Source organism: Clavibacter sp. CT19 (genome assembly GCF_027858075.1).
Taxonomy (GTDB): domain Bacteria; phylum Actinomycetota; class Actinomycetes; order Actinomycetales; family Microbacteriaceae; genus Clavibacter; species Clavibacter tessellarius_A.
This window is the reverse complement of record NZ_JAQHYR010000014.1, coordinates 1-24,162: the sequence shown is the minus strand read 5'-3', so window position 1 is coordinate 24,162 and position 24,162 is coordinate 1. Positions and strand designations below refer to the sequence as shown.

22 protein-coding genes are annotated in these 24,162 nt (G+C 70.9%); 17 read left to right on the top strand and 5 right to left on the bottom strand.

What is annotated here, in order from left to right:
- Positions 1-8: 8 nt before the first annotated feature.
- From PED38_RS15290 to rplL, 4 genes are all read left to right on the top strand, one after another.
- Positions 9-896, top strand: coding sequence for an NAD-dependent epimerase/dehydratase family protein (locus PED38_RS15290; protein WP_270981871.1), 888 nt, complete (start codon positions 9-11; stop codon positions 894-896).
- Positions 893-1,870, top strand: a complete 978-nt coding sequence (locus PED38_RS15285) for an aldo/keto reductase (protein WP_270981870.1) — start codon at positions 893-895, stop codon at positions 1,868-1,870. Before PED38_RS15290 ends, PED38_RS15285 begins: the two co-directional genes overlap by 4 nt.
- A 302-nt stretch (positions 1,871-2,172) precedes the next feature.
- Entirely contained in the window at positions 2,173-2,688 is a 516-nt protein-coding gene (rplJ, locus tag PED38_RS15280; RefSeq protein ID WP_012037545.1) for a 50S ribosomal protein L10, read from the top strand.
- A 74-nt stretch (positions 2,689-2,762) separates the two neighbouring features.
- The gene (gene rplL, locus PED38_RS15275; protein WP_063071963.1) at positions 2,763-3,146 is read left to right on the top strand and encodes a 50S ribosomal protein L7/L12; all 384 of its coding nucleotides are present in this window, start codon (positions 2,763-2,765) and stop codon (positions 3,144-3,146) included.
- Between the two features lie 107 nt (positions 3,147-3,253).
- Here rplL and PED38_RS15270 read toward each other — a convergent pair whose 3' ends face one another.
- Entirely contained in the window at positions 3,254-3,703 is a 450-nt protein-coding gene (locus PED38_RS15270; protein WP_063071964.1) for a hypothetical protein, read from the bottom strand.
- Positions 3,704-3,961: 258 nt separating this feature from the next.
- Here PED38_RS15270 and PED38_RS15265 point away from each other — a divergent pair, with 258 nt between their 5' ends.
- Together PED38_RS15265 and PED38_RS15260 are read left to right on the top strand one after the other, a co-directional pair.
- Complete coding sequence (locus PED38_RS15265) at positions 3,962-4,411, top strand: MarR family winged helix-turn-helix transcriptional regulator (protein WP_270981868.1); 450 nt, start codon at positions 3,962-3,964, stop codon at positions 4,409-4,411.
- Positions 4,412-4,504: 93 nt separating this feature from the next.
- Positions 4,505-5,737, top strand: coding sequence for an MFS transporter (locus PED38_RS15260; RefSeq protein ID WP_063071966.1), 1,233 nt, complete (start codon positions 4,505-4,507; stop codon positions 5,735-5,737).
- Between the two features lie 40 nt (positions 5,738-5,777).
- On the opposite strand, the gene PED38_RS15255 is transcribed toward PED38_RS15260, so the two are convergent.
- Positions 5,778-6,797 (bottom strand): LacI family DNA-binding transcriptional regulator, encoded by a 1,020-nt coding sequence (locus PED38_RS15255; RefSeq protein WP_063071967.1) that lies wholly within the window; start codon positions 6,795-6,797, stop codon positions 5,778-5,780.
- Between the two features lie 310 nt (positions 6,798-7,107).
- On the opposite strand from PED38_RS15255, the gene PED38_RS15250 reads away from it, so the two are divergent.
- From PED38_RS15250 to PED38_RS15235, 4 genes are all read left to right on the top strand, one after another.
- The gene (locus PED38_RS15250) at positions 7,108-8,469 is read left to right on the top strand and encodes an ABC transporter substrate-binding protein (protein WP_270981867.1); all 1,362 of its coding nucleotides are present in this window, start codon (positions 7,108-7,110) and stop codon (positions 8,467-8,469) included.
- Between the two features lie 113 nt (positions 8,470-8,582).
- Positions 8,583-9,554, top strand: coding sequence for a carbohydrate ABC transporter permease (locus tag PED38_RS15245; protein ID WP_063071969.1), 972 nt, complete (start codon positions 8,583-8,585; stop codon positions 9,552-9,554).
- Positions 9,551-10,540: a carbohydrate ABC transporter permease gene (locus PED38_RS15240; protein WP_063071970.1), complete on the top strand. Its 990-nt coding sequence runs from the start codon at positions 9,551-9,553 to the stop codon at positions 10,538-10,540. Before PED38_RS15245 ends, PED38_RS15240 begins: the two co-directional genes overlap by 4 nt.
- A 123-nt stretch (positions 10,541-10,663) precedes the next feature.
- Positions 10,664-12,544, top strand: a complete 1,881-nt coding sequence (locus PED38_RS15235; RefSeq protein WP_270981883.1) for an ABC transporter ATP-binding protein — start codon at positions 10,664-10,666, stop codon at positions 12,542-12,544.
- A gap of 13 nt (positions 12,545-12,557) precedes the next feature.
- Here the strand turns inward: PED38_RS15235 and PED38_RS15230 are convergent, their stop codons facing one another.
- Together PED38_RS15230 and PED38_RS15225 are read right to left on the bottom strand one after the other, a co-directional pair.
- A complete protein-coding gene (locus PED38_RS15230; RefSeq protein ID WP_063071972.1) occupies positions 12,558-13,325 on the bottom strand; it encodes a DUF305 domain-containing protein in 768 nt (255 codons plus the stop codon).
- Between the two features lie 2 nt (positions 13,326-13,327).
- A complete protein-coding gene (locus tag PED38_RS15225) occupies positions 13,328-14,071 on the bottom strand; it encodes a DUF3105 domain-containing protein (RefSeq protein ID WP_270981866.1) in 744 nt (247 codons plus the stop codon).
- A gap of 169 nt (positions 14,072-14,240) precedes the next feature.
- Between PED38_RS15225 and PED38_RS15220 the strand changes: the two genes are divergently transcribed.
- A complete protein-coding gene (locus PED38_RS15220) occupies positions 14,241-15,605 on the top strand; it encodes a cystathionine beta-synthase (protein ID WP_063071974.1) in 1,365 nt (454 codons plus the stop codon).
- 46 nt (positions 15,606-15,651) lie between these two features.
- Positions 15,652-16,824, top strand: a complete 1,173-nt coding sequence (locus PED38_RS15215; protein WP_063071975.1) for a cystathionine gamma-synthase — start codon at positions 15,652-15,654, stop codon at positions 16,822-16,824.
- Positions 16,825-16,869: 45 nt separating this feature from the next.
- Here PED38_RS15215 and PED38_RS15210 read toward each other — a convergent pair whose 3' ends face one another.
- Positions 16,870-17,622 carry an RNase H family protein gene (locus PED38_RS15210; RefSeq protein WP_270981865.1) on the bottom strand — a complete coding sequence of 251 codons (753 nt, stop codon included), beginning with the start codon at positions 17,620-17,622 and terminating at the stop codon, positions 16,870-16,872.
- Between the two features lie 177 nt (positions 17,623-17,799).
- On the opposite strand from PED38_RS15210, the gene PED38_RS15205 reads away from it, so the two are divergent.
- From PED38_RS15205 to PED38_RS15185, 5 genes are all read left to right on the top strand, one after another.
- Positions 17,800-18,819, top strand: a complete 1,020-nt coding sequence (locus tag PED38_RS15205; RefSeq protein ID WP_063071977.1) for a LacI family DNA-binding transcriptional regulator — start codon at positions 17,800-17,802, stop codon at positions 18,817-18,819.
- A 168-nt stretch (positions 18,820-18,987) separates the two neighbouring features.
- Positions 18,988-20,694: a ribulokinase gene (gene araB, locus PED38_RS15200; protein ID WP_063071978.1), complete on the top strand. Its 1,707-nt coding sequence runs from the start codon at positions 18,988-18,990 to the stop codon at positions 20,692-20,694.
- On the top strand, positions 20,691-21,401 hold the full coding sequence (locus PED38_RS15195) for an L-ribulose-5-phosphate 4-epimerase (protein ID WP_063071979.1): 711 nt from the start codon (positions 20,691-20,693) through the stop codon (positions 21,399-21,401). The genes araB and PED38_RS15195 overlap by 4 nt, the downstream gene beginning before the upstream one ends.
- The gene (araA, locus tag PED38_RS15190; RefSeq protein ID WP_270981864.1) at positions 21,398-22,915 is read left to right on the top strand and encodes an L-arabinose isomerase; all 1,518 of its coding nucleotides are present in this window, start codon (positions 21,398-21,400) and stop codon (positions 22,913-22,915) included. Before PED38_RS15195 ends, araA begins: the two co-directional genes overlap by 4 nt.
- A 76-nt stretch (positions 22,916-22,991) precedes the next feature.
- Positions 22,992-24,104, top strand: coding sequence for a substrate-binding domain-containing protein (locus tag PED38_RS15185; protein ID WP_081235039.1), 1,113 nt, complete (start codon positions 22,992-22,994; stop codon positions 24,102-24,104).
- The last annotated feature ends 58 nt before the right edge of the window (positions 24,105-24,162 follow it).

The window sequence follows — 24,162 nt, the reverse complement described above, 5'->3', positions numbered from 1 at the left end:
GCTCGCCGATGAGAATTGCCGTCACCGGAGGCTCGGGGAAGCTCGGCCGCCACGTCGTGGCCGACCTGCGCGCCCACGGACACGAAGTCACCAACATCGACCAGGTGGGGGAGCGCGGGTCCGGCTACGTCCGCGTCGACACCACCGACTACGGGCAGGTGGTGGACGCGCTCTTCGGCGTCCAGGACCTGCACGACGGGTTCGACGCGATCGTGCACCTCGCCGCGATCCCGGCCCCCGCGATCCTGAGCGACGTGGCCACGTTCCACAACAACATGCTCACGAGCTTCAACGTCTTCCAGGCCGCGCGCCGGGCGGGCATCCGGAAGATCGTCTACGCGTCCAGCGAGACCGTGCTCGGCCTGCCGTTCGACGTGCCGCCGCCCTACATCCCCGTCGACGAGGAGTACCCGGCGCAGCCGAACAGCACCTACTCGCTCGTGAAGCACCTCGAGGAGCAGATGGCCATCGAGCTGTGCCGCTGGGATCCGGAGCTGCAGGTCACCGCGCTCCGCTTCTCGAACGTCATGGACGTCGACGACTACGACGCGTTCCCGGGCTACGACGACGACGCGCTCGCCCGCAAGTGGAACCTGTGGGGCTACATCGACGGCCGCGACGGCGCGCAGGCGGTGCGCCGAGCGCTCGACCACGACGGCACCGGCTTCGACCGCTTCGTCATCGCGAACGCCGACACCGTGATGAGCCGCTCCTCCGCGGAGCTCGCCGCCGAGGTCTTCCCGGGCGTCGAGGTGCGCAAGGAGCTGGGTGAGCACGAGACGCTGCTCTCCATCGACAAGGCCCGCCGGATCCTCGGCTACGAGCCCGAGCACACCTGGCGCGACCACGCCCCCGCCACCACGGGCGACGACCCGGTCGCGGGGCACCCGTCGTGAGGTACGTAAAGCTCGGGAGCACCGGCACCGAGGTCTCGGCCATCACGCTGGGCTGCATGAGCTACGGCGAGCCGACGCGCGGCGGCCACGCGTGGACGCTCTCGGAGGAGGACTCGCGGCCGCTCATCCGCCGCGCCGTCGAGCTCGGGATCACCTTCTTCGACACCGCGAACGTGTACTCCGACGGGTCCAGCGAGGAGATCACGGGCCGCGCCCTCACGGAGCTCACGCGGCGCGAGGAGGTGGTCATCGCCACCAAGGTGCACGGCGCCATGGGGGAGGGGCCGAACTCCCGCGGGCTGTCGCGGAAGCACATCATGTGGCAGATCGACGAGAGCCTCCGCCGGCTCGGCACCGACTACGTGGACCTGTACCAGATCCACCGCTTCGACCCCGCCACGCCGCTCGAGGAGACGCTCGAGGCGCTCGACGACCTCGTGCGCGCCGGCAAGGTGCGCTACCTCGGCGCCTCGTCGATGGACGCCTGGCGCTTCTCGAAGGCGCTGCACCTGCAGCGGCAGCACGGCTGGGCGCGGTTCGTCACGATGCAGGACCACTACAACCTCGTGAACCGCGAGGAGGAGCGCGAGATGCTGCCCCTCTGCGCCGACGAGGGCGTCGGATCCCTGCCGTGGAGCCCGCTCGCCCGCGGCCGCCTCACCCGCGACTGGGACGCGACGACCGACCGGAGCGCGACCGACGAGTTCGGGAAGACGCTCTACGCCGCGCAGGAGGACTCGGACCGCCGGGTCGCCGCCGCCGTGGCGGAGGTCGCCGAGGCGCGCGGGGTGCCGCGCGCGCAGGTCGCGCTCGCGTGGGTGTCCCGGAACCCCGTGGTGACCGCGCCCATCGTGGGCGGCACCCGGGTCTCGCACATCGAGGACGCGGTCGCGTCGCTGGACCTCGAGCTGACGGACGACGAGGTGGCCCTCCTCGAGGAGCACTACGTGCCGCACGCGGTGGTCGGCTACTAGCCGCATCCAGGACCGCCCGCGCCCGCCGACTTGCGCGGGCGGTCCTCCGTCACCTACTCTGAGCGGAGCCACAGACCGCTGGTCGTCGGCGTGCCTCCGCGAGGGGATGCGCTGAACGAAGGTTCACTCAGGTGAAGGCCCGCGCAGGTGATCGAAGCACGATGCAGCGCATGTCCCTCGGGGCTGCGCGTCACTCCCGCTCCGGCCTCCTGTGCCGGAGCCTTTTTCATGTGTGCAGCCGGGGGCTGCCAGCACCCCGCCCCGCTTCCGCGGTGTCGGGGAACCACGTGATAAGGAGTGCCATGGCGAACAAGGAAGCCTCGGTCGCCGAGCTCGCGGAGAAGTTCCGCAGCTCGAACGCCGTACTGCTCACCGAGTACCGCGGTCTCACCGTTGCCCAGCTCAAGCAGCTGCGGAAGAGCATCAGTGCAGACGCGACCTACGCCGTGGTGAAGAACACGCTGACCAAGATCGCGGCGAACCAGGCGGGGATCTCGTCCTTCGACGACGAGCTCGTCGGCCCGTCCGCGATCGCGTTCGTGCACGGCGACACCGTCGCCGTCGCGAAGGCGCTGCGCACCTTCACCAAGGCCAACCCTCTTCTCGTCGTGAAGGGCGGTTACTTCGACGGCAACCCCCTGACGGCGGACGAGGTGAACAAGCTCGCCGACCTCGAGTCGCGGGAGGTGCTGCTGGGCAAGCTCGCCGGCGCCTTCAAGGCCTCGCTCTTCGGCGCGGCGTACCTGTTCAACGCACCGCTCTCGCAGGCCGTACGCACCGTCGAGGCGCTGCGCGAGAAGCAGGAATCGGCTCAGTAGCACCCCTCGGGTCCCATCCCCGGGGCGCGATGCACTGATCCACCAGACACCACACCAACCCAAGGAGAATCACCATGGCAAAGCTCTCTAACGACGAGCTCATCGAGGCCTTCAAGGAGCTCACGCTCATCGAGCTCAGCGACTTCGTCAAGAAGTTCGAGGAGGTCTTCGAGGTCACCGCCGCGGCGCCCGTCGCCGCTGCCGCCGCCCCCGGCGCCGCTGCCCCCGCGGAGGAGGTCGAGGAGAAGACGTCCTTCGACGTCATCCTCGAGGCCGCCGGCGACAAGAAGATCCAGGTCATCAAGGAGGTGCGCGCCCTCACCAGCCTCGGCCTCGGTGAGGCGAAGGCCCTCGTCGACGGAGCCCCCAAGCCCGTCCTGGAGGGTGCCAACAAGGAGGCCGCCGACAAGGCGAAGGCCCAGCTCGAGGCCGCGGGCGCGACGGTCTCCGTCAAGTAGCTCGTACCACCGCTTGAGCGCTCAGGGCGCCGATCCCCTCAGGGGGTCGGCGCCCTGCGTCGTTCCCGGGCCACGTGACGGCCGGCGTCCGTGAGCGGCGGGCGGTGTCAGACCAGGTGCCCGCCTCCGGGGCGGCGCAGCGTGTCCGGGATGCCGTCGTGGAAGAACGTGAGGTCGTCCTCGGGGCCGTTCTGCACACGTCCGAAGACCTTGTCGTAGGCGTGGTAGATCACGCCGTGCTCCGGCGGGCCGATGACCAGGATGGAGCCGGGCTCCTCGTCGATGACGAAGTACCCGCCGCCGAACTCCTTGCGCGCGACCTCGGAGACGTAGTACCCGGTGAGGCGGCCGAACGGCGTCGGGAGCTTCGTGCGGGAGTCGTGGAAGCGGCCGAGGATCTCGTCCACGCGCGCGAGCGAGGCACGGGAGAAGTCGAGCGGCACCTCGTAGTCGTCGCGGTAGATCTGCGCCGCGATGCGCGCGTTCTGCGCGATGGCCGCCTCGTTGCTCCCGGGCGCGGCGGCGGCCGGTCCGTCAGCCTCCCCGGGGAGGGGCACGCCCGCGCCGTCCGGTGCCGTGCCGCTGCGGGTGGGGGACGTGGGCCAGGGCGAGGGGCGCTGGCTCCTCCTCGACCGGCCCGGCCGGTCCTCTCGTGATCCGGTCAACAGTCCGAACAGTCCCATGGCAGCCTTCCGCGTGCGTCTCGACGGGGTGATGGCGCCCCATCCTGCACGATCCGTCGGTCTCGCGAGCGGTCCACCCCCGTCCGTCGCGCCCGGGTCGACATTCGCATAGCGCAGCTATATAGTTGACGCATGCCCACGAACGAGCCCGACCTGCGCGCCCTCCTCGGCGACCTCGTCACGGCCGGCCACCGGCTCACGCGACTCGCGGCGCACGAGGTCGGCGGGACGAGCTCGCCCGCCGTCTGGCGCACGCTCTCCGTGCTCGTCAGCTGGCCGGGCGGGATGCGCCTCGGCGTGCTCGCCGAGCGCAGCCGGGTGGCGCAGCCGACCACGACCAGGATCGTGCGGTCGCTCGTCGACAAGGGGTGGATCGCGCAGGTGACGGACCCCTCCGACGCCCGCGCGACGCTCCTCGAGATCACACCGGCGGGGGAGGCCGCGCTGGACGACTGGCGCGACCGCCTCGCCACGGCCCTCGTGCCCCGCTTCGCCGACCTCCCGGCCGACGACGTGGCCGTGATCGCGCGGGCCGTCGAGCTCGTGCTGGCTCGCGTGGACCGCGCGCCGGCCGACGGCTGACCGCCCGCCCGCACCGCAGGCCGGGCATCGGCGGCGCGCCCGCGCGCCGTCACCCATCCATCCGCATCGAATCCAGGAGGCGACACCGCACCCGTGTCCACCCAGCAGCACGCGTCGTTCCGCGACATCTTCCGCCAGCCCCGTTCCGTCTTCGCCGTCGCGTTCGCGTGCGTCATCGCGTTCATGGGCATCGGCCTCGTCGACCCGATCCTCCCCGCCATCGCCGAGAGCCTCGACGCCACCGCGACCGAGACCGAGCTGCTCTTCACGAGCTACCTGCTCGTGACCGGGCTCGCGATGCTCATCACCAGCTGGATCTCCAGCCGCATCGGCGCCAAGCGCACCCTCCTCATCGGCCTCGCGATCATCGTGGTGTTCGCCGCCGCGGCGGGCCTCTCGCAGGACGTGGAGTCGGTCATCGGCTTCCGGGCCGGCTGGGGCCTCGGCAACGCGCTCTTCATCTCCACCGCTCTCGCCACCATCGTCGGATCCGCGTCCGGGGGCACGGCGTCCGCCATCGTGCTCTACGAGGCGGCGCTCGGCCTCGGCATCGCGGTCGGCCCGCTGCTCGGCGGGCTCCTCGGCAGCTGGAGCTGGCGCGGCCCGTTCTTCGGCACCGCGACCCTGATGGCCGTCGGCTTCCTCGCGATCGCCGCCCTCCTCGGGAAGGACACCGCGCCCCGGTCGCCCATGCGCTTGTCGGCCCCGCTCCGCGCGCTCGGCACGCCCGCGCTCGCGGTGCTCGCCGCCGCCGCGCTCTTCTACAACATCGGCTTCTTCGTGCTGCTGGCCTACTCGCCGTTCCCGCTCGGCTTCGACGCCATCGGCCTCGGCCTCACGTTCTTCGGCTGGGGCGTGGGCCTCGCCGTCACGTCGGTGCTCGTCGCGCCGCTGCTCACGCGCCGGATGGCCCGCACCTCCGTCCTCCGGCTCGTGCTGCCGCTCCTCGCCGTGGACCTCGCGGCGGCCGGCCTCGTCGTGCGCTCGGCGGCGGGCCTCGTGGTCTGCATCGTCGTCGGCGGGCTCCTGCTGGGGATCCTCAACACCGTCCTCACGGAGTGCGTGATGGAGGCGACCGACCACCCGCGGAGCGTCGCCTCGTCCGCGTACTCGTCGGTCCGATTCCTCGGCGGTGCCATCGCGCCGCCCGCCGCCACCGAGCTCGCCCGCCTCTTCTCCGACGCGGCGCCGTACTACGCGGCGGCGGGATCCGTGCTCGTCGCCCTCGTGATCGTCGTGGCCGGCCACCGCTGGCTCCGCCGCGTCGACGCGCAGCCGGTCGACGCGCTCGAGGAGGCCCAGGCCGTCACGGTCGGCGACGCCTGACGCCGCTCCGCGGATCGTCCGCGCCCCCGACCCCGCCGGCCTACGACGCCGCCGGGCTCGGGGGCGCCGTCGTGCTGCCGCGCGCGGCGAAGTCGACCGGCATCGTGCAGGTCCGCTCGGGCGCCCCGGCCGGCGCGAGGCCCTCGAGGACCATGCCCACCGCGGTCCGCCCCTGCTGCCGCGGGTGCTGCTCGACGGTCGTGAGCCCGAACAGCGGGGCGAGCGCGTGCCCGTCGATGCCCACGACCGAGAGCCCGGCCGGCACGGCGATCCCGAGCTGCCGCGCTGCGAGGATCGTGCCGATGGCGATCTCGTCCGAGGCCGCGAACACCGCGGTCGGCCGGGTGCGCGGGTCGGCGAGCAGCCGCATGGCGGAGACGTAGCCGCCCTCGATGGTGAAGTCGGCGGTCGCGAAGCGGGCCTCCAGGCCGCGCGGATCCGCGTCCATCGCCGCCCGGTACCCCGCCAGCCGCTTGGCGTGCACGAAGAACGCCATCTGCGCGTGCAGGTCGCCGCCGAGGTGCACGACCCGCGCATGCCCGAGGCTCAGCAGGTGCTCGGTCGCGAGCCGGGCCGCTGCCTCGTCGTCGATGCTCAGCGTGCTCATGCCCTCGACCGGTCCGCCGATCCCCACGAGCGGCTTGTCGAGGCACCGGAGCCGCACGACCTCGGCGGCGGTGAGGGCGACGCTCACCGCGATGACGGCATCGACGCGCTTGCGCACGAGGAAGTACTCGAACACCTTGCGGCGCTGCTCCGGGTCGTCGGTGAGGCGGTAGAGCGTGAGGTCGTAGTCGGCCTCGATCAGCGCCTCCTCGATGCCCTCGAGGAGCTCGGCGAAGAACCACCGGTTGATGAAGGGCAGCACGACGCCGACGTTCTTCGACTGGCCCGTGACGAGGCTCGAGGCGTTCGAGGAGACGACGTACCCGATGTCGGAGGCGGCCTGCGCGACGCGGGCGCGCGTCGCGGGGGAGACGTAGCCGCGGCCGCTGAGCGCGCGGGACGCCGTGGCCTTGGAGACCCCGGCCAGCCGGGCGACGTCGATGATGGCGCTCATCGCCCTCCCTCCATCGGGTCCCGCAGGGACCCGCCGCCTCGCGCGTGAGCGGGAAGCGGTTCCAGGACGGAGGGGGGTCGCCTTCCGATGATGGACCATCGGGGCGTCCTCCGCCCAGCGCGCCGGACGAGAAGTAGACCGTTTCGTTATCGGATGCACCTTGCCGCCACCTGCGAGCTCCCCTACGTTGACCTGTGGAACCGGTTCCCCATACGGGGGAAAGGAGTTCCGGCGACGGCGCCCCACCTGCCGGCGCCTGCACCACGGGACGGCGGGTCAGCCCGCATCCCTCGATGAAGAGGAGACGCACATGGGCCACGCCCTATTCCGACGTCGCTTCGCGGCACCCCTCGCAGCGGTCGGCATCGCCGGCCTCGCGCTCACGGGCTGCACGGGCGACATCGCCGCCGAGGACAAGGCGGACACCGACTGCACGCCGTACTCGTCGTACGGCACGTTCGACGGAGCCAACGTGAGCATCGGCGGCACGATCCAGGACGACGAGGCCGACCGCCTCGTCGAGTCCTGGAAGGACTTCGAGACCTGCACGGGCATCACCGTGAACTACCAGGGCACCAAGGAGTTCGAGGCGCAGATCGCGGTCCTCGCGGAGGGCGATTCGGCGCCGGACATCGGGATCATCCCGCAGGTCGGCCTGTTCAACGTGCTCGCGTCGAAGGGCTACCTCCAGGCGGCCCCCGAGGCGGTCGAGGAGAACGTCGACGAGAACTGGTCCGCCGACTGGAAGGGCTACGGCACCGTCGACGGCACCTTCTACGGCGCGCCGCTCATGGCGAGCGTCAAGGGCTACGTCTGGTACTCGCCGAGCGAGTTCAAGGAGAAGGGCTACGAGATCCCGAAGTCCACCGCGCAGCTCATGGACCTCACCAAGAAGATCGCCGACGAGGGCGACCACAAGCCCTGGTGCGTCGGCATCGGATCCGGCGACGCCACGGGCTGGCCGGGCACCGACTGGGTCGAGAGCTTCGTGATCCGCCAGGCCGGCGCGGAGACCTACGACAAGTGGGTCACGCACCAGATCCCGTTCAACGACCCCGCGATCGTGAAGGCCTTCGACGGCGTCGGCGACATCATCAAGAACCCCGACTACGTCAACGGCGGACTGGGCGACGTCTCGTCCATCATCTCCACGGAGTTCGGCGACGCCGGCCTCCCGATCCTGAAGGGCGAGTGCTCGCTGCACCACCAGGCCTCGTTCTACGAGGGCTTCTGGAAGAAGGCCGACGGCACCGACGCGAAGGTCTCGCCCGACGGCGACGTCTACGCCTTCCTCCTGCCGCCCACGAACGAGGGCGACGCGACGACCGTCACCGGCGGCGGCGAGCTCGTCGGCGCCTTCCGGACGAGCGACGAGATCACCGCGGTGCTCTCCTACCTCTCGAGCGACACCTGGGCGAACAACCGCGTGAAGCTGGGTGGCGTCATCAGCGCGAACAAGGGGCTCGACCCGGCGAACGCGTCGAGCGACATCCTGAAGCAGAGCATCGAGATCCTCCAGGACCCGAACGCGACGTTCCGCTTCGACGGCTCGGACCTCATGCCCGGCGCGGTCGGCACCGACTCCTTCTGGAAGGGCATCGTCGGCTGGCTGAGCGGCGACTCGACCCAGAAGACGGTCGACGCCATCGAGTCGAGCTGGCCCGCGTCCTGATCGACCGCCGGTCCTGACCGACCGGCACCCGGCCTCCGCGCCGGACACCCGGGGCCGCCGCGCACGCGGCGGCCCCGCCCCGCATCCACCCCGACCCGAAGGGCGAGACGTCCATGACGACCGCTGACCTGATCGGCAAGATCCTCCAGGTGGTGGCGGCGCTGGCCGTCTTCGCGCTGGTGATCGGGCTGATCCTCTTCCTCATCGACAAGGCGCCGAAGCGCGGTCGCGACTGGATCCAGCTCGGCGCGTTCGTGCTGCCCGCGCTGATCCTCCTGGCCGTCGGCCTCATCTACCCCGCCTTCCGCACCACGCTCCTCGCGTTCCGCGACAACGACGGCGACTGGGCCGGCCTGGACAACTTCGTCTGGATGTTCACCCAGCCGTCCGCGCTCCGGACGCTCCTCAACACCGTCATCTGGGTGGTCTTCGTCCCGCTGCTGTCGACGGCCATCGGCCTCGCGTACGCGGTCTTCATCGACAAGTCCCGCGGCGAGAAGTACTTCAAGGCCCTGGTGTTCATGCCGATGGCCATCTCGTTCGTCGGCGCCGGCATCATCTGGCGCTTCGTCTACGACTACAAGTCGGGCGACAGCGAGCAGATCGGCCTCCTCAACCAGATCCTCGTCTGGCTCGGGCAGCAGCCCGTGCAGTGGCTGCAGACCTCGCCCATCAACACGGCCCTGCTCATCGTCGTCATGATCTGGATCCAGACGGGCTTCGCCATGGTCGTGCTCTCCGCGAGCATCAAGGGCGTGCCGACCGAGCAGATCGAGGCAGCGCAGCTCGACGGCACCAACGCGTGGGAGCGGTTCCTCAACGTGACGCTGCCGGGCATCCGCGGGTCGCTCGTCGTGGTCGTCACCACCATCTCCATCGCGACGCTCAAGGTCTTCGACATCGTCCGCACCATGACGGCGGGCAACTTCGAGACGAGCGTCATCGCCAACGAGATGTACACGCAGGCGTTCCGCGCCGGCGAGCAGGGCCGCGGCTCCGCGCTCGCGATCGTGCTGTTCCTCATGGTGCTGCCGATCGTCATCTACAACGTCCGCGTCATGAGCAAGCAGAGGGAGATCCGATGAGCGTCGCACCCGCCGACCTGCCCGTCGCCGACCGGGGGACCCGCCGCGGCGCCATCGAGCAGGCGGCCTCCGTCGGCGCGAAGAGCCGGCGCGTCAAGAACCGCCTCACCTCACGGCGAGCCACGGTCGCCGCGCTGATCATCGCGGTGCTCTGGACGCTGCCCACCTTCGGCCTGTTCATCTCGTCGTTCCGGCCGGCCGGGCTCATCCAGACCACCGGCTGGTGGACCATCTTCCAGAACCCCGGATTCACGCTCGACAACTACCAGGACGTGCTGCTCTCGACGTCGCAGTCGTCGCCGCAGCTGGGCTCCTACTTCGTGAACTCGCTCGCCATCGCGATCCCGGCGACGCTGTTCCCGCTCGTGATCGCGTCCATGGCCGCGTACGCGTTCGCGTGGATCAAGTTCAAGGGCTCCAACGTGCTCTTCGTCGTGATCTTCGCGCTGCAGATCGTGCCGCTGCAGATGGCGCTCATCCCGCTGCTCCAGATGTTCACGCGCACGCTCCGCCCGCTCCAGGAGGCGGTCCACGGCGTGATCCCGTTGATCCCGGAGCAGGGCTACCTGCCGGTGTGGGTGGCGCACACGATCTTCGCGCTGCCGCTCGCGATCTTCCTGCTGCACAACTTCATCTCGGAGATCCCGGGCGAGGTCATCGAGGCGGCCCGGGTCGACGGCGCGAGCCACGGCCAGGTCTTCTTCCGCATCGTGCTGCCGCTGGCGCTCCCGGCCATCGCGTCGTTCGCGATCTTCCAGTTCCTCTGGGTCTGGAACGACCTGCTGGTGGCGCTGATCTTCTCCGGCGGCACCCCCGACGTGGCGCCGCTCACGCAGCGCCTCGCGGAGCTCACGGGCACGCGCGGGCAGGACTGGCAGCGGCTCACGGCCGCGGCGTTCGTGTCGCTCATCGTGCCGCTCATCGTGTTCTTCAGCCTGCAGCGCTACTTCGTGCGCGGCCTCCTGGCGGGGTCCACGAAGGGCTGATCCGCGTCCGCCGATCACGGCCCGGTCGTCCGCACGCGCGGGCGCCCGGGCCGTCGTCATCCCCCGGGCGCACGGTGGTCGGGGGAGATCCCCCACCGGCGTAAAATCGCCGGAATGACGAGGATGGGCGACATCGCCGCGGGCGGCGGGATGCGCGGAGGCGGCGGACGCCGCGGGCGGGTCAGCGCGGCCGACGCCGAGGCCCAGCGGAAGGCCAACGCCGAGGCGCCGCGCGTCGAGAACCTGCTGGGCCGGATCGCGGAGCTGTTCCGCCCGCACCGGCGCGCGCTGGTCCTCACCATCGCCCTCGTGCTCGTCGGCGCCGGCCTCACGGTGGTGCCGCCGCTCCTCACGCAGCAGGCGTTCGACCGCGGGCTGTTCCCGCCCACCGGCGGACCCGACATCCCCGTGCTGGTCGAGCTCGTCGCGATCATGATCGCCATCTGGGTCGCGGGCGCGGGCCTCGGCGTGTGGCAGACGTACCTCACGGCCACGGTCGGCAACCGGGTCATGGGATCCATGCGCGTCGACCTGTTCCGCCACCTGCAGAGCATGGAGCTCGGCTTCTTCACGCGCACGAAGACGGGCGTGATCCAGTCGCGCCTGCAGAACGACGTGGGCGGCGTCGCGGCGGTCCTCACCAACACCGTCTCCAGCGTGCTCGGCAACACCGTGACCGTGATCGCGGCCCTCGTCGCCATGCTCGTGCTCAACTGGCAGCTGACCCTCGTGGCCGTCGTGCTCATGCCGGTGCTCGTGGTGGCGCAGCGCCGCGTCGGCCAGGTGCGGGCGCGGATCGCGTCGAAGACGCAGGAGTCGCTCTCCGACATGACGGCCATCACGCAGGAGACGCTCTCGGTGTCCGGCATCATGCTCTCCAAGAGCTTCAACCGGCAGGCCGCGGAGACCGCGCGCTACGAGGCCGAGAACCGCACGCAGATCCGGCTGCAGGTGAGCCAGCAGATGAGCGGGCAGTGGTTCTTCGCGCTCGTGCAGATCTTCCTGTCGATCATCCCCGCCATCGTCTACGTGGTCGCGGGCTTCCTCATCACGGGCGGCGTCAGCGTCACCGCCGGCACGATCGTGGCGTTCACGACCGTGCAGGCCCGGCTCATGTGGCCGCTCATCGGGCTGATGCGCGTGGCGCTCGACCTGCAGACCTCCGGCGCGCTGTTCGCCCGCATCTTCGAGTACCTCGACCTCGAGCCCGCGATCCGCGACCGGCACGATGCGCGTCCCGTGGCCGACGGGCCGGCGATCGGCCGCGTCGCGTTCGACGACGTGCGGTTCTCCTACCCCGACACGCGACCGGGCGAGCGGCCGACGCTCGACGGAATGTCGTTCGCGATCGAGCCGGGGCAGTTCGCCGCGTTCGTGGGCCCGTCGGGCGCCGGCAAGACCACGGTGTCGTACCTCATCCCGCGCTTCCACGACGTGACCGGCGGGCGCGTGCTCTTCGCGGACGCCGACGTGCGCGAGCTCGAGCAGGAGTCGCTGCTGGAGAACATCGGCATCGTGAGCCAGGAGACGTACCTCTTCCACGCGTCCATCGGCGAGAACCTCCGCTACGCGCGGCCCGATGCCACGCAGGAGCAGATCGAGCGGGCGGCCCGGGCGGCGAACATCCACGAGACCATCGAGTCCTTCCCCGACGGCTACGAGACGCTCGTGGGGGAGCGCGGCTACCGGCTCTCCGGCGGCGAGAAGCAGCGCATCGCGATCGCGCGCGTGCTGCTGAAGGACCCCGCCGTGCTGATCCTCGACGAGGCCACCAGCGCGCTCGACGCCATCTCGGAGCGCGTCGTGCAGCAGGCGCTCGACACGGCGTCGCGCGGGCGCACCACCATCGCGATCGCGCACCGGCTCTCGACCGTGGTGGACGCCGACGTGATCTTCGTGGTCGTCGCCGGCCGCATCGTCGAGCAGGGCACGCACGTCGAGTTGCTCGCTCGTGGCGGCGAGTACGCGCGCCTCTACAGCGACCAGCGCAGCGCGGCGGCCTGATCCGCGCTGTGGCTCAGGACCGGGCGTCGAGCAGCTGCTGCATGTAGAGGATCTCCTTGTCCTGGATCATCACCATGCCGTTCGCGAGGTTCGCGATGAGCGGGTTCCGCGATCGGTCGAGGAGGGCCTGGGCCATCTCGACGCCACCGCGGTGGTGGGCGATCATCAGCGTCAGGAACTTCCGCTCCGCCGCGACGCCCGTGAGGCCCTGCAGCTCCTCGAGGTCGGCCTGCGACGCGAGGCCCGGCATCGTCCCGCCGGGCGTCATGTCCATGGCGGAGTGGTCGGTCTTCCCGTCGAGCGTCGGGAGCGTCATCCACGTCATGCGCGGCTGCGACGGCGCCTGGTCGAGGCCCCAGGAGGTGAGGAACGCGTACATCTGGCCGGCCTGCTGGGACTGCGCCTGGGCGATGTCCTGCGCGATGAGCTTGACCTCGGGGTCGTCCGTGCGGTCGATGATCATGAGCGACATCTGCACGGCCTGCTCGTGGTGCACCTGCATGTCGCGCGAGAAGCCCGCCTCCGCGCTGTTCGTGCTGGGCGTGAGCGCCGAGACGGGCGCGGTGACGCGGCCGACGAGGAGCCCGGCGACCACGAGGGCCACCGCGACGACGCCGGCGGCGAGGCCCACGCGGAGCCGCCGTCCGCGGGCGCGTGACGCCTCGCCGTGCGCGACGAGCCCAGAGAGCTCCTCCTCGCGGAGGTCGTCGTCGGGCACGTGGTCGGCGACGAGGTCGTCGCCCGGACGCGGGTCGGACCCGGCGCGGTCGCGGTCGGTCATGGTCAGTCGACCCGGCCCTGGCCCTCGAGGGCGCCGGTGCACGCGGCGCCGGCCTCGGGAGCGTTGGGGCTCTTCCAGTACTTGGACATGAAGTCCTTGATGCGCGGGTCGTCGACCGAATCGACCGTGATCTGCGCGCCCCACGCCGACATGGCGATGGGCGTCGGGAGGCCCTCGTACGGGGACATGGTGACGTACCCGCCGAACGACTTCGCGTACTTCTGCAGGTTCGCGAGGTCGTCGCCGGTGATCTTCGCGGCGTCGTAGGTGATCCAGACGGCGCCGTGCTCGAGGTCGTGCACCGCGTTCTCGTTGGGCTGCGGCTGGTCGTAGATGCCGCAGTTGAGCCACATGGCGTTGTGCTCGCCGCCGGCGGGCGGGTTCATGCCGTCGTACTTCGCCGCGTAGTCGACCGTGCCCTGCACGTGCGTGCTGGGGAGCGAGTCCCAGGTGCGGAGGCCCTCGATGGAGATGTCGGCCGGATCCTGCTTCGGCGTGCCGCTGGAGACGACCACGCCGATGACCACGGCCACGACCGCGACGGCCGCCACGGATCCCGTGATGATGCCGATGAGCCGGTTGCGGCGCGCGTGCTCCTGCTGCTTCTTCAGCGCCGCGACCTTCTCGGCGCGGCGGGCCTCGCGCTGCTGCTTGACCGTGAGGTCCTTCTGGGCCTGCTTGGCGGTCGGCGGGACGGGCCGTCCGCTCTCGTCGCCGGAGGGCGTGGTGTCGTCGCGTCGCGCCACGGAGGGTCCTTCTCTGCTGGGGGAATGTGCGATCAGGGTACCCGGTCGGCCTGGGCGCACCCTGCCCGATCGGCTCGCCGAGCGCCCGTAACACGCGGGACGGGCGCGCCTATGCTGGATGGGCGGGGCCCACCGGACCGCACACCTGACACCGGGAGCGCCACCTCACGTGAAGTACGCCGACACGATCCTCGACCTCATCGGGAACACCCCGCTCGTGAAGCTCAACAGGGTGGTCGAGGGCATCTCGGCGACCGTGCTGGTGAAGGTCGAGTACCTGAACCCCGGCGGCAGCGCGAAGGACCGCATCGCGACGCGCATCATCGACGCCGCCGAGCGCGACGGCAGGCTGCAGCCCGGCGGCACGATCGTCGAGCCCACCTCCGGCAACACGGGCGTCGGCCTCGCGCTCGTCGCCCAGCAGCGCGGCTACCGCTGCGTCTTCGTGCTCCCCGACAAGGTCGGCGAGGACAAGCGGAACGTGCTCACGGCGTACGGCGCCGAGATCGTCGTCACGCCCACCTCGGTCGCGCCCGACCACCCCGACTCCTACTACTCGGTGAGCGACCGGCTCGCGCGCGAGATCCCCGGCGCCTTCAAGCCCGACCAGTACTCGAACCCGAACGGGCCGCTCAGCCACTACGAGACCACGGGGCCCGAGATCTGGCGCGACACGGAGGGCGAGATCACGCACTTCGTCGCGGGCGTCGGCACCGGCGGCACCATCTCGGGCGTCGGCCGGTACCTCAAGGAGGTGTCCGAGGGACGGGTGCGCATCATCGGCGCCGATCCCGAGGGATCCGTCTACTCCGGCGGCACCGGCCGCCCGTACCTCGTCGAGGGCGTGGGCGAGGACTTCTGGCCGGCGGCCTACGACCCCGACGTGGTCGACGAGGTCATCGCCTCGAGCGACCAGGAGTCGTTCGACATGACGCTGCGGCTCGCCCGCGAGGAGGGCTTGCTCGTCGGCGGATCCAGCGGCATGGCCGTGGTCTCCGCCCTCAAGGCCGCGAAGCACCTCGGCCCCGACGACGTGATGGTGATCCTGCTGCCCGACGGCGGCCGCGGCTACCTCGGCAAGATCTTCAACGAGAAGTGGATGCAGTCCTACGGCTTCGCCCGCGTCAACGGCCAGCGCACGGTCGCCGACGTCATGAGCGCCAAGACCGGCAGCCTCCCCGACCTCGTGCACGCGCACCCGAGCGACACCATCCGCGACGCCATCCGCATCATGACCGAGTACGACGTCTCGCAGCTCCCGGTCCTCTCGGCCGAGCCGCCCGTCGTCATGGGCGAGGTCGCAGGGGCCGTGGACGAGCGCAGCCTCCTGGAGCTCGTCTTCAGCGGGCGCGCGCAGCTCACCGACCGGGTCGGCGCGTTCACGGGAGCGCCCTTCGGGCTCATCGGCGTGAACGAGACCGTGCCCGAGGCGTGGAGCGCGCTCGGATCCGCCGACGCGCTCATGGTGAGCGACGGCGGCAAGCCGGTCGGCGTCCTCACCCGGCACGACCTCCTCACCTACCTCACCGACTGATCCGCAGGCCCGGCCCGCGCACATCCCGACCACAGAGACGAGCACCGTGAGCGACAAGCACGACTTCGACACCCGCGCCATCCACGCCGGCCAGGACCCGGATCCCACCACCGGCGCCGTCATCCCGCCCCTCTACCTCACGAGCACGTTCGTGCAGGACGGCATCGGCGGGCTCCGCGGCGGCTACGAGTACGCGCGCAGCGCCAACCCCACGCGCACCGGCCTGCAGGAGCTGCTCGCCTCGCTCGAGCGCGGGAAGCACGCCTTCTCGTTCGCGTCGGGGTTGGCCGCCGAGGACACGCTGCTCCGTGCCATCACGCGCCCGGGCGATCGGATCGTCCTGAGCGACGACGTGTACGGGGGCACCTACCGCCTCCTCACGCGCGTGCTCGGCGACTGGGGGATCGTCGTGGAGACGGTCGACATGAGCGACCTCGCCGCGGTCGAGCGGGTCCTCGGATCCGGCCCCGCGAAGGTCCTCTGGGTCGAGACCCCGAGCAACCCGCTGATGAAGATCAGCGACATCCGCGCGCTCGCCGACCTCGGCCACGCCGCCGGCGCCACGGTCGTCGTCGACAACACCTTCGCCTCGCCGTACCTCCAGCAGCCGCTCGCGCTCGGCGCCGACGTGGTGGTGCACTCGACCACGAAGTACCTCGGCGGCCACTCCGACGTGCTCGGCGGCGCGGTCATCCTGAACGACGACGCCCTCGCCGAGAAGGTCGGCTTCCTGCAGTTCGCGGTCGGCGCCGTCTCGGGCCCCATGGACGCGTGGCTCACCACCCGCGGCATCAAGACGCTCGCGGTGCGCGTCGAGCGCCACTCCTCGAACGCCGAGGAGATCGCGTCGTTCCTCCAGCAGCACGCCGATGTGACGGCCGTGCACTACCCGGGGCTCCCCGAGCACCCGGGCCACGAGATCGCGAAGGCGCAGATGTCGGGCTTCGGCGGCATGATCTCGTTCCAGGTGCGCGGGGGAGCGAAGGCCGCGCGCCGCGTGGTCGAGGGCACGCGCGTCTTCCAGCTCGCGGAGTCGCTCGGCGGCGTCGAGTCGCTCATCAGCTACCCGTCCGAGATGACGCACGCGTCCGTGAAGGGCACGCCGCTCGAGGTCCCGGACGACCTCGTGCGCCTCTCGGTCGGCATCGAGTCCGTCGAGGACCTCGTCGTCGACCTCGAGCGCGCGCTCGGCAAGGCGCTCAAGCAGGGCAAGCACTAGCGGGGGACGGGTGCGGCGCGCGTCGGCGCCGCCCCGCCGCGCGGATCAGGGCAGGAGCAGCCGCACGGCCTCGTCGACGCTGACCCCGCGGTCGCGCGCGTGGGCGCTGAGGCGGGCCATGGCGTCGTGGTCGAGCGCGATCGTGAGCGTGGTGTCGGCGGGCTCCGGCGCGACCTCCTCGTCGAACGCGTCGAAGTCGAACAGGCCCGGCTGGGCGGGGGCCTCGGCCTCGACGGCCTCCGCCTCGGCGACGACGGGATCGGCCGCGAGGTCGGCGTCGTCCTCCACGGCCGCCGCCTCCTCGGTCGCCTGCGCCGCGGATCCGGCGCTCGCGTGTCCGGCCCAGCCCGGCCCCTCGGGGATCGGCCGCTTGCCCTGGTACGCCGTCGCGACGGCGCGTGCCCGGTCGTCCGCGGCCTCGTTGAGCGGGTGGTTCGCGTGCCCCTTGACCCACTCGAAGCGGTAGCGGCGGCCCTGGATCTCGGCGTCGATCTCCTTGAGCAGCTCGACGTTGAGCACCGGCTTGCCGTCGCCCTTGCGCCAGCCCTTGCGCTTCCACCCGGGCATCCACTTGGTGACCGAGTTGATGACGTACTGGCTGTCGCACAGCACGAGCAGGTCGTCGTCGAGGTGCGCGGTCGCGCGGAACAGCTCGAGCACGGCCTTCAGCTCGCCCTGGTTGTTCGTGGCGTGCGGCCAGCCGCCCGCGGCCCAGCGCTCGTCGTCGACGTACCAGGCCCAGCCGGCGGGCCCCGGGTTGCCGAGCGCGGATCCGTCTGCCGCGGCGGTGATCGTCACAGGTGGTGCCTCTCGTCGGGTGGACGACCAGTCTGCCGCAGCCGTCCGGCCCGCGTGCCCGGCCTCCCGGTCGCCGCATCCCCGCCGGTCTCCCGTGTGACTGTCACATGTGACAATGTGACACCTGCGCCGCACGGCGCGACCGGGGCGGTGCCCCGTACCAGGACGGGGCCGACGATGACCACGGAGACGCCACGGGGGCGGGCGCCTAGCATCCGCGACGTCGCGCGCCTCGCGGGCGTCTCGCATCAGACGGTCTCCCGCGTCCTCAACGACTCGCCCTCGCTCCGCGCCGAGACCCGCCAGCGCGTGCTCGACGTGATGGAGCAGGTGCAGTACCGGCCGAACCGCGCCGCCCGAGCGCTCGTCACGAGCCGCTCGCGCACCATCGGCGTGCTCACGTCGCAGAGCTCGCAGTACGGGCCGGCGTCGTCCATCGCGGCCATCGAGGCGGCGGCGCGCGAGGCCGGCTACCTCGTGACGACCACGAACCTCGCGTCCTCCGACGGAGCGGCGATCCAGGTCGCGCTCGGGCACCTGGTCGACCAGGCGGTCGAGGGCCTGGTGGTCGTCGCGCCGCAGGTGCGCGTGCGCGAGGTGCTCGCCAGCATGTCGCTCGACGTGCCGTACGTCACCATGCAGAGCGACGGCCGCGGCGACGCGCACGACCTCTCGGTCGACCAGATGGCGGGCGCCCGGCTGGCGACCCGGCACCTCCTCGAGCTCGGCCACCGCGACATCTACCACCTCGCGGGTCCCCAGGACTGGATCGAGGCCGAGGCGCGCATGCGCGGCTTCCTCGACGCCATGTCCGCCGCCGAGGTCCCCACCACGGCGCCCATCCTCGGCGACTGGACGGCGGAGTTCGGGTTCTACGCCGGCCGCGAGATGCTGCGGCTCCGCGACTTCACGGCGATCTTCTCCAGCAACGACCAGATGGCGCTCGGCCTCATCCACGCGGTGCGCGACGCGGGCCTCGACGTGCCGCGCGACGTCAGCATCGTCGGCTTCGACGACATCCCGGAGGCCGCCCACTTCTGGCCGCCGCTCACCACGGTGCGGCAGGACTTCGCCGAGGTCGGCCGGCGCTCGGTGGCGCTCCTGCTCGACGGCATGGGCGGATCGGGGGAGCGCTACCGGGGCACGATCGAGCCCGAGCTCGTCGTGCGCGCCTCCACGGGCCCGCCCTCGTCCTGAACCGCTCGGCGCGCCCTCCCCAGCCGCCGCCACCCCACTTCGAGGGGTCGGGGCATCTCCGCTTGACAGGGCGATCCCACGCGTGTGTAGAGTGACATCCGCCGATGTGACCGTTCACATCCCACGCGGTCCCCGGGCCGCGGTGCATCAGACGAAGGAGTCGATCCCGTGCCCAGCGCCCCTGTGAGCACCGAGCCCCAGGCCAGCGAGCCGGGAACGGATGCCGAGAGCTACGTCATCGGGGTCGACTACGGCACCCTCTCCGGCCGTGCGGTCGTGGTGCGCGTCTCGGACGGCGTCGAGCTCGGCTCCGGCGTCCTCGACTACCCGCACGCGGTCATGGACGACACGCTCGCCGCCACCGGCGCGCAGCTCCCGCCCGAGTGGGCCCTGCAGGTCCCGAGCGACTACGTCGACGTGCTCAAGCAGGCGGTGCCCGCCGCCATCCGCGAGGCCGGCATCGACCCCGCGCGGGTCATCGGCATCGGCACCGACTTCACCGCGTGCACCATGGTCCCCACCCTCGCCGACGGCACGCCGCTCAACGAGGTCGAGGGATACGCCGACCGCCCCCACGCCTACGTCAAGCTCTGGAAGCACCACGCCGCGCAGTCGCACGCCGACCGCATCAACGCGCTGGCCGAGGAGCGCGGCGAGAAGTGGCTGGCCCGCTACGGCGGCCTCATCTCGAGCGAGTGGGAGTTCGCCAAGGGCCTCCAGCTGCTCGAGGAGGACCCGGAGCTCTACGGCCTCATGGAGCACTGGGTCGAAGCGGCCGACTGGATCGTCTGGCAGCTCACCGGCAGCTACGTCCGGAACGCCTGCACCGCCGGCTACAAGGGCATCCTCCAGGACGGCGAGTACCCCACCCGGGAGTTCCTCGGCGCCCTCAACCCCGACTTCGCCTCCTTCGCCGAGGACAAGGTCGCGCACGAGATCGGCCAGCTCGGATCCGCCGCCGGCACGCTCTCGGCCGAGGCCGCCGCCTGGACGGGCCTGCCGGAGGGCATCGCCGTCGCGGTCGGCAACGTCGACGCGCACGTCACCGCGCCCGTCGCCCGCGCCGTGGAGCCCGGCCAGATGGTCGCGATCATGGGCACGAGCACCTGCCACGTCATGAACAGCGACGTGCTCACCGAGGTCCCCGGCATGTGCGGCGTCGTCGACGGCGGCATCGTCTCGGGGCTCTACGGCTACGAGGCCGGCCAGTCCGGCGTCGGCGACATCTTCGCCTGGTACGTCAAGAACCAGGTGCCCGCGCGCTACGCCGAGGAGGCCGCGGCCGCCGGCACGAGCGTCCACCAGCACCTCACCGACCTCGCAGCCGACCAGCCCGTCGGCGGCCACGGCCTCGTCGCGCTCGACTGGCACTCCGGCAACCGCTCGGTGCTCGTCGACCACGAGCTGTCGGGCCTCGTCATCGGCACCACGCTCACGACCCGTACCGAGGAGGTCTACCGGGCGCTGCTCGAGGCCACCGCGTTCGGCACGCGCAAGATCGTGGAGACCTTCAACGCGTCCGGGGTCCCGGTCACCGAGTTCATCGTCGCGGGCGGCCTGCTGAAGAACGCGTTCCTCATGCAGGCCTACAGCGACATCCTCCGCCTCCCCATCTCGGTCATCACGAGCGAGCAGGGCCCGGCGCTGGGATCGGCGATCCACGCCGCCGTCGCCGCGGGCGCCTACCCCGACGTGCGCGTCGCGGGCGAGGCCATGGGCAAGGTCGAGCGCGGCCGCTACCAGCCGGACGAGGAGCGCGCGCTCGCCTACGACCGGCTGTACGAGGAGTACTCGACGCTGCACGACCACTTCGGCCGCGGCGCCAACGACGTCATGAAGCGGCTCAAGTCGCTGAAGAGGGAGGCCCGCGCGTGAGCACCTACGCACCCGAGATCGAGGTCGCGGTCGCCCGTGTCCGCTCCGAGGTATCCCGACTGCACGGCGAGCTCGTGCGCTACGGCCTCGTGGTCTGGACCGGCGGCAACGTCTCCGGCCGCGTCCCCGGCGCCGACCTGTTCGTCATCAAGCCCTCGGGCGTGAGCTACGACGACCTGAGCCCCGAGAACATGATCCTCTGCGACCTCGACGGCAACGTGATCCCGGACACCCCCGGCTCCCGCAACGCCCCGTCGAGCGACACCGCGGCGCACGCCTACGTGTACCGCAACATGCCCGAGGTGGGCGGCGTGGTCCACACGCACTCCACCTACGCGGTCGCCTGGGCGGCCCGCCGCGAGCCCATCCCGTGCGTCATCACCGCCATGGCCGACGAGTTCGGCGGGGAGATCCCCGTCGGCCCGTTCGCCATCATCGGCGACGACTCGATCGGCCGCGGCATCGTCGAGACGCTCACGGGGCACCGTTCGCGCGCCGTCCTGATGGCCGGCCACGGCCCCTTCACCATCGGCAAGGACGCGAAGGACGCCGTGAAGGCGGCCGTCATGGTCGAGGACGTGGCCCGAACCGTCCACATCTCCCGCCAGCTCGGCGAGCCGACCCCCCTCCCCGTCGAGGCCGTCGACTCCCTGTTCGACCGCTACCAGAACGTCTACGGACAAGCACCCCAAGGAGCCCTGAAGTGACCCGCATCACCACGTCCCTCGACCACTACGAGGTCTGGTTCCTCACGGGCAGCCAGAACCTCTACGGCGAGGAGACGCTGCAGCAGGTCGCCGAGCAGTCGCAGGAGATCGCCCGACAGCTCGAGGAGGCGTCGGACGTGCCCGTGCGCGTCGTCTGGAAGCCCGTGCTCAAGGACTCCGACAGCATCCGCCGCATGGCCCTCGAGGCCAACGCGAGCGACCAGACCATCGGCCTCATCGCGTGGATGCACACTTTCAGCCCCGCGAAGATGTGGATCCAGGGCCTCGACGCCCTGCAGAAGCCGTTCCTGCACCTGCACACCCAGGCCAACGTCGCGCTCCCGTGGAGCACCATCGACATGGACTTCATGAACCTCAACCAGGCCGCGCACGGCGACCGGGAGTTCGGCTACATCCAGTCGCGCCTCGGCGTCACGCGCAAGACGGTCGTCGGCCACGTGAGCACGGAGTCGGTCCGCCAGAGCATCGGCACGTGGATGCGCGCCGCCGCCGGCTGGGCCGCCGTGCACGAGCTCAAGGTCGCCCGCTTCGGCGACAACATGCGGAACGTCGCCGTCACCGAGGGAGACAAGACGGAGGCCGAGCTCAAGTTCGGCGTCTCGGTCAACACCTGGGGCGTCAACGACCTCGTCGAGCGGGTCGACGCCGCGACCGACGCCGAGATCGACGCGCTGGTCGACGAGTACGAGCGTCTCTACGACATCGCCCCCGAGCTGCAGCGCGGCGCCGAGCGCCACGCGTCGCTCCGCTACGGCGCCGCCATCGAGGTGGGCTTGCGCTCCTTCCTCGAGGAGGGCGGCTTCGGCGCCTTCACCACGAGCTTCGAGGACCTCGGCGGCCTCCGCCAGCTGCCCGGACTCGCGGTGCAGCGCCTCATGGCCGAGGGCTACGGCTTCGGCGCCGAGGGCGACTGGAAGACGGCCGTGCTGATCCGCGCGGCGAAGGTCATGGGCGCCGGCCTCCCCGGGGGCGCGAGCCTCATGGAGGACTACACGTACCACCTCGTCCCCGGCGAGGAGAAGATCCTGGGCGCGCACATGCTCGAGATCTGCCCCACGCTCACCACGGGCCGGCCGAGCCTCGAGATCCACCCGCTCGGCATCGGCGGCCGCGAGGACCCCGTGCGCCTCGTCTTCGACACCGACCCCGGCCCCGCGGTCGTCGTCGCCATGTCGGACATGCGCGACCGCTTCCGCATCGTCGCGAACGTCGTGGAGGTCGTGCCGCTCGACGAGCCGCTCCCGAACCTGCCCGTCGCCCGCGCCGTGTGGAAGCCCGCGCCCGACCTCGCGACGAGCGCCGCGGCCTGGCTCACCGCCGGGGCCGCACACCACACGGTCATGAGCACGCAGGTCGGCGTCGAGGTCTTCGAGGACTTCGCCGAGATCGCGCGCACCGAGCTCCTCGTCATCGACGAGGACACGACCCTCAAGGGGTTCACCAAGGAAGTCCGCTGGAACCAGGCGTACCACCGCCTGGCCCAGGGCCTGTAACACCCACACCAGGGGTGCGGGTCCGGCGCAGATGCCGGACGCGCGTCTCACAGCAGCAGTACGAAAGGACACGACCGTGAAGATGAAGAAGGTCCTCGTCGGCATCGCCGCCACGAGCATCGCCCTCTCGCTCGCCGCCTGCTCCGGCGGCGGCGGCCGCGGCGGCAGCGCCGGCGGCACCGAGGACAACAAGGGCGCCCTCGTCGGCGTCGCCATGCCCACCAAGACGAGCGAGCGCTGGGTCGACGACGGCAACAACGTCAGCGACCAGCTCACCAAGCTCGGCTACAAGGTCGACCTGCAGTACGCCAACGACAAGGTGCAGGACCAGATCTCGCAGATCGAGACGATGCTCAACAAGGGCGCCAAGGCGCTCATCGTCGCGTCGATCGACGGCACCGCGCTGACCCAGGTCCTCAAGACCGCGGCCGACGACGGCGTCAAGGTCATCGCGTACGACCGCCTCATCAACGGCACCGAGAACGTGGACTACTACACGACGTTCGACAACCAGCAGGTCGGCGTGCAGCAGGGCAACTCGCTCCTGCAGGGCATGGGCCTCGTCGACGCCGACGGCAAGCCCACCGGCAGCACCGAGAAGAAGACCATCGAGATCTTCGCCGGCAGCCCGGACGACAACAACGCGCAGTTCTTCTACAACGGCGCGATGAGCGTCCTCAAGCCCTTCCTCGACTCCGGCCAGGTCACCATCGGCTCCGGCCAGAAGGACTTCAGCCAGGTCGCGATCCAGCAGTGGAAGCAGGAGGGCGCGCAGGCCCGCATGGAGAACCTGCTGTCGGGCAACTACGGCGGCGGCAAGGTCCTGAACGGCGTGCTCTCGCCGTACGACGGCCTGTCGCGCGGCATCATCCAGGCCCTCGGCTCCACGAGCCCCATGCCGATCATCACCGGCCAGGACGGCGAGAAGGCGTCCGACAAGCTCATCCTCGACGGCGTCCAGTACTCGACGATCTTCAAGGACACGCGCCTGCTCGGCAAGGAGGCCGTCACGATGGTCGACGACCTGCTCAAGGGCGACAAGCCGGATGCGCCCGACACCTACAACAACAAGGTGAAGGACGTCGCCACGAAGCAGTTCAAGGCCGTGACCGTGACGAAGGACAACCTCATCGAGGTCATCGTCGACAGCGGGTACTACACGCAGGACGAGATCGACAAGGGCGAGTAGCCCACCCGCGTCGCCCCGGCGGCGCACGGGCCGGTCGACTCCCGCGTCGACCGGCCAC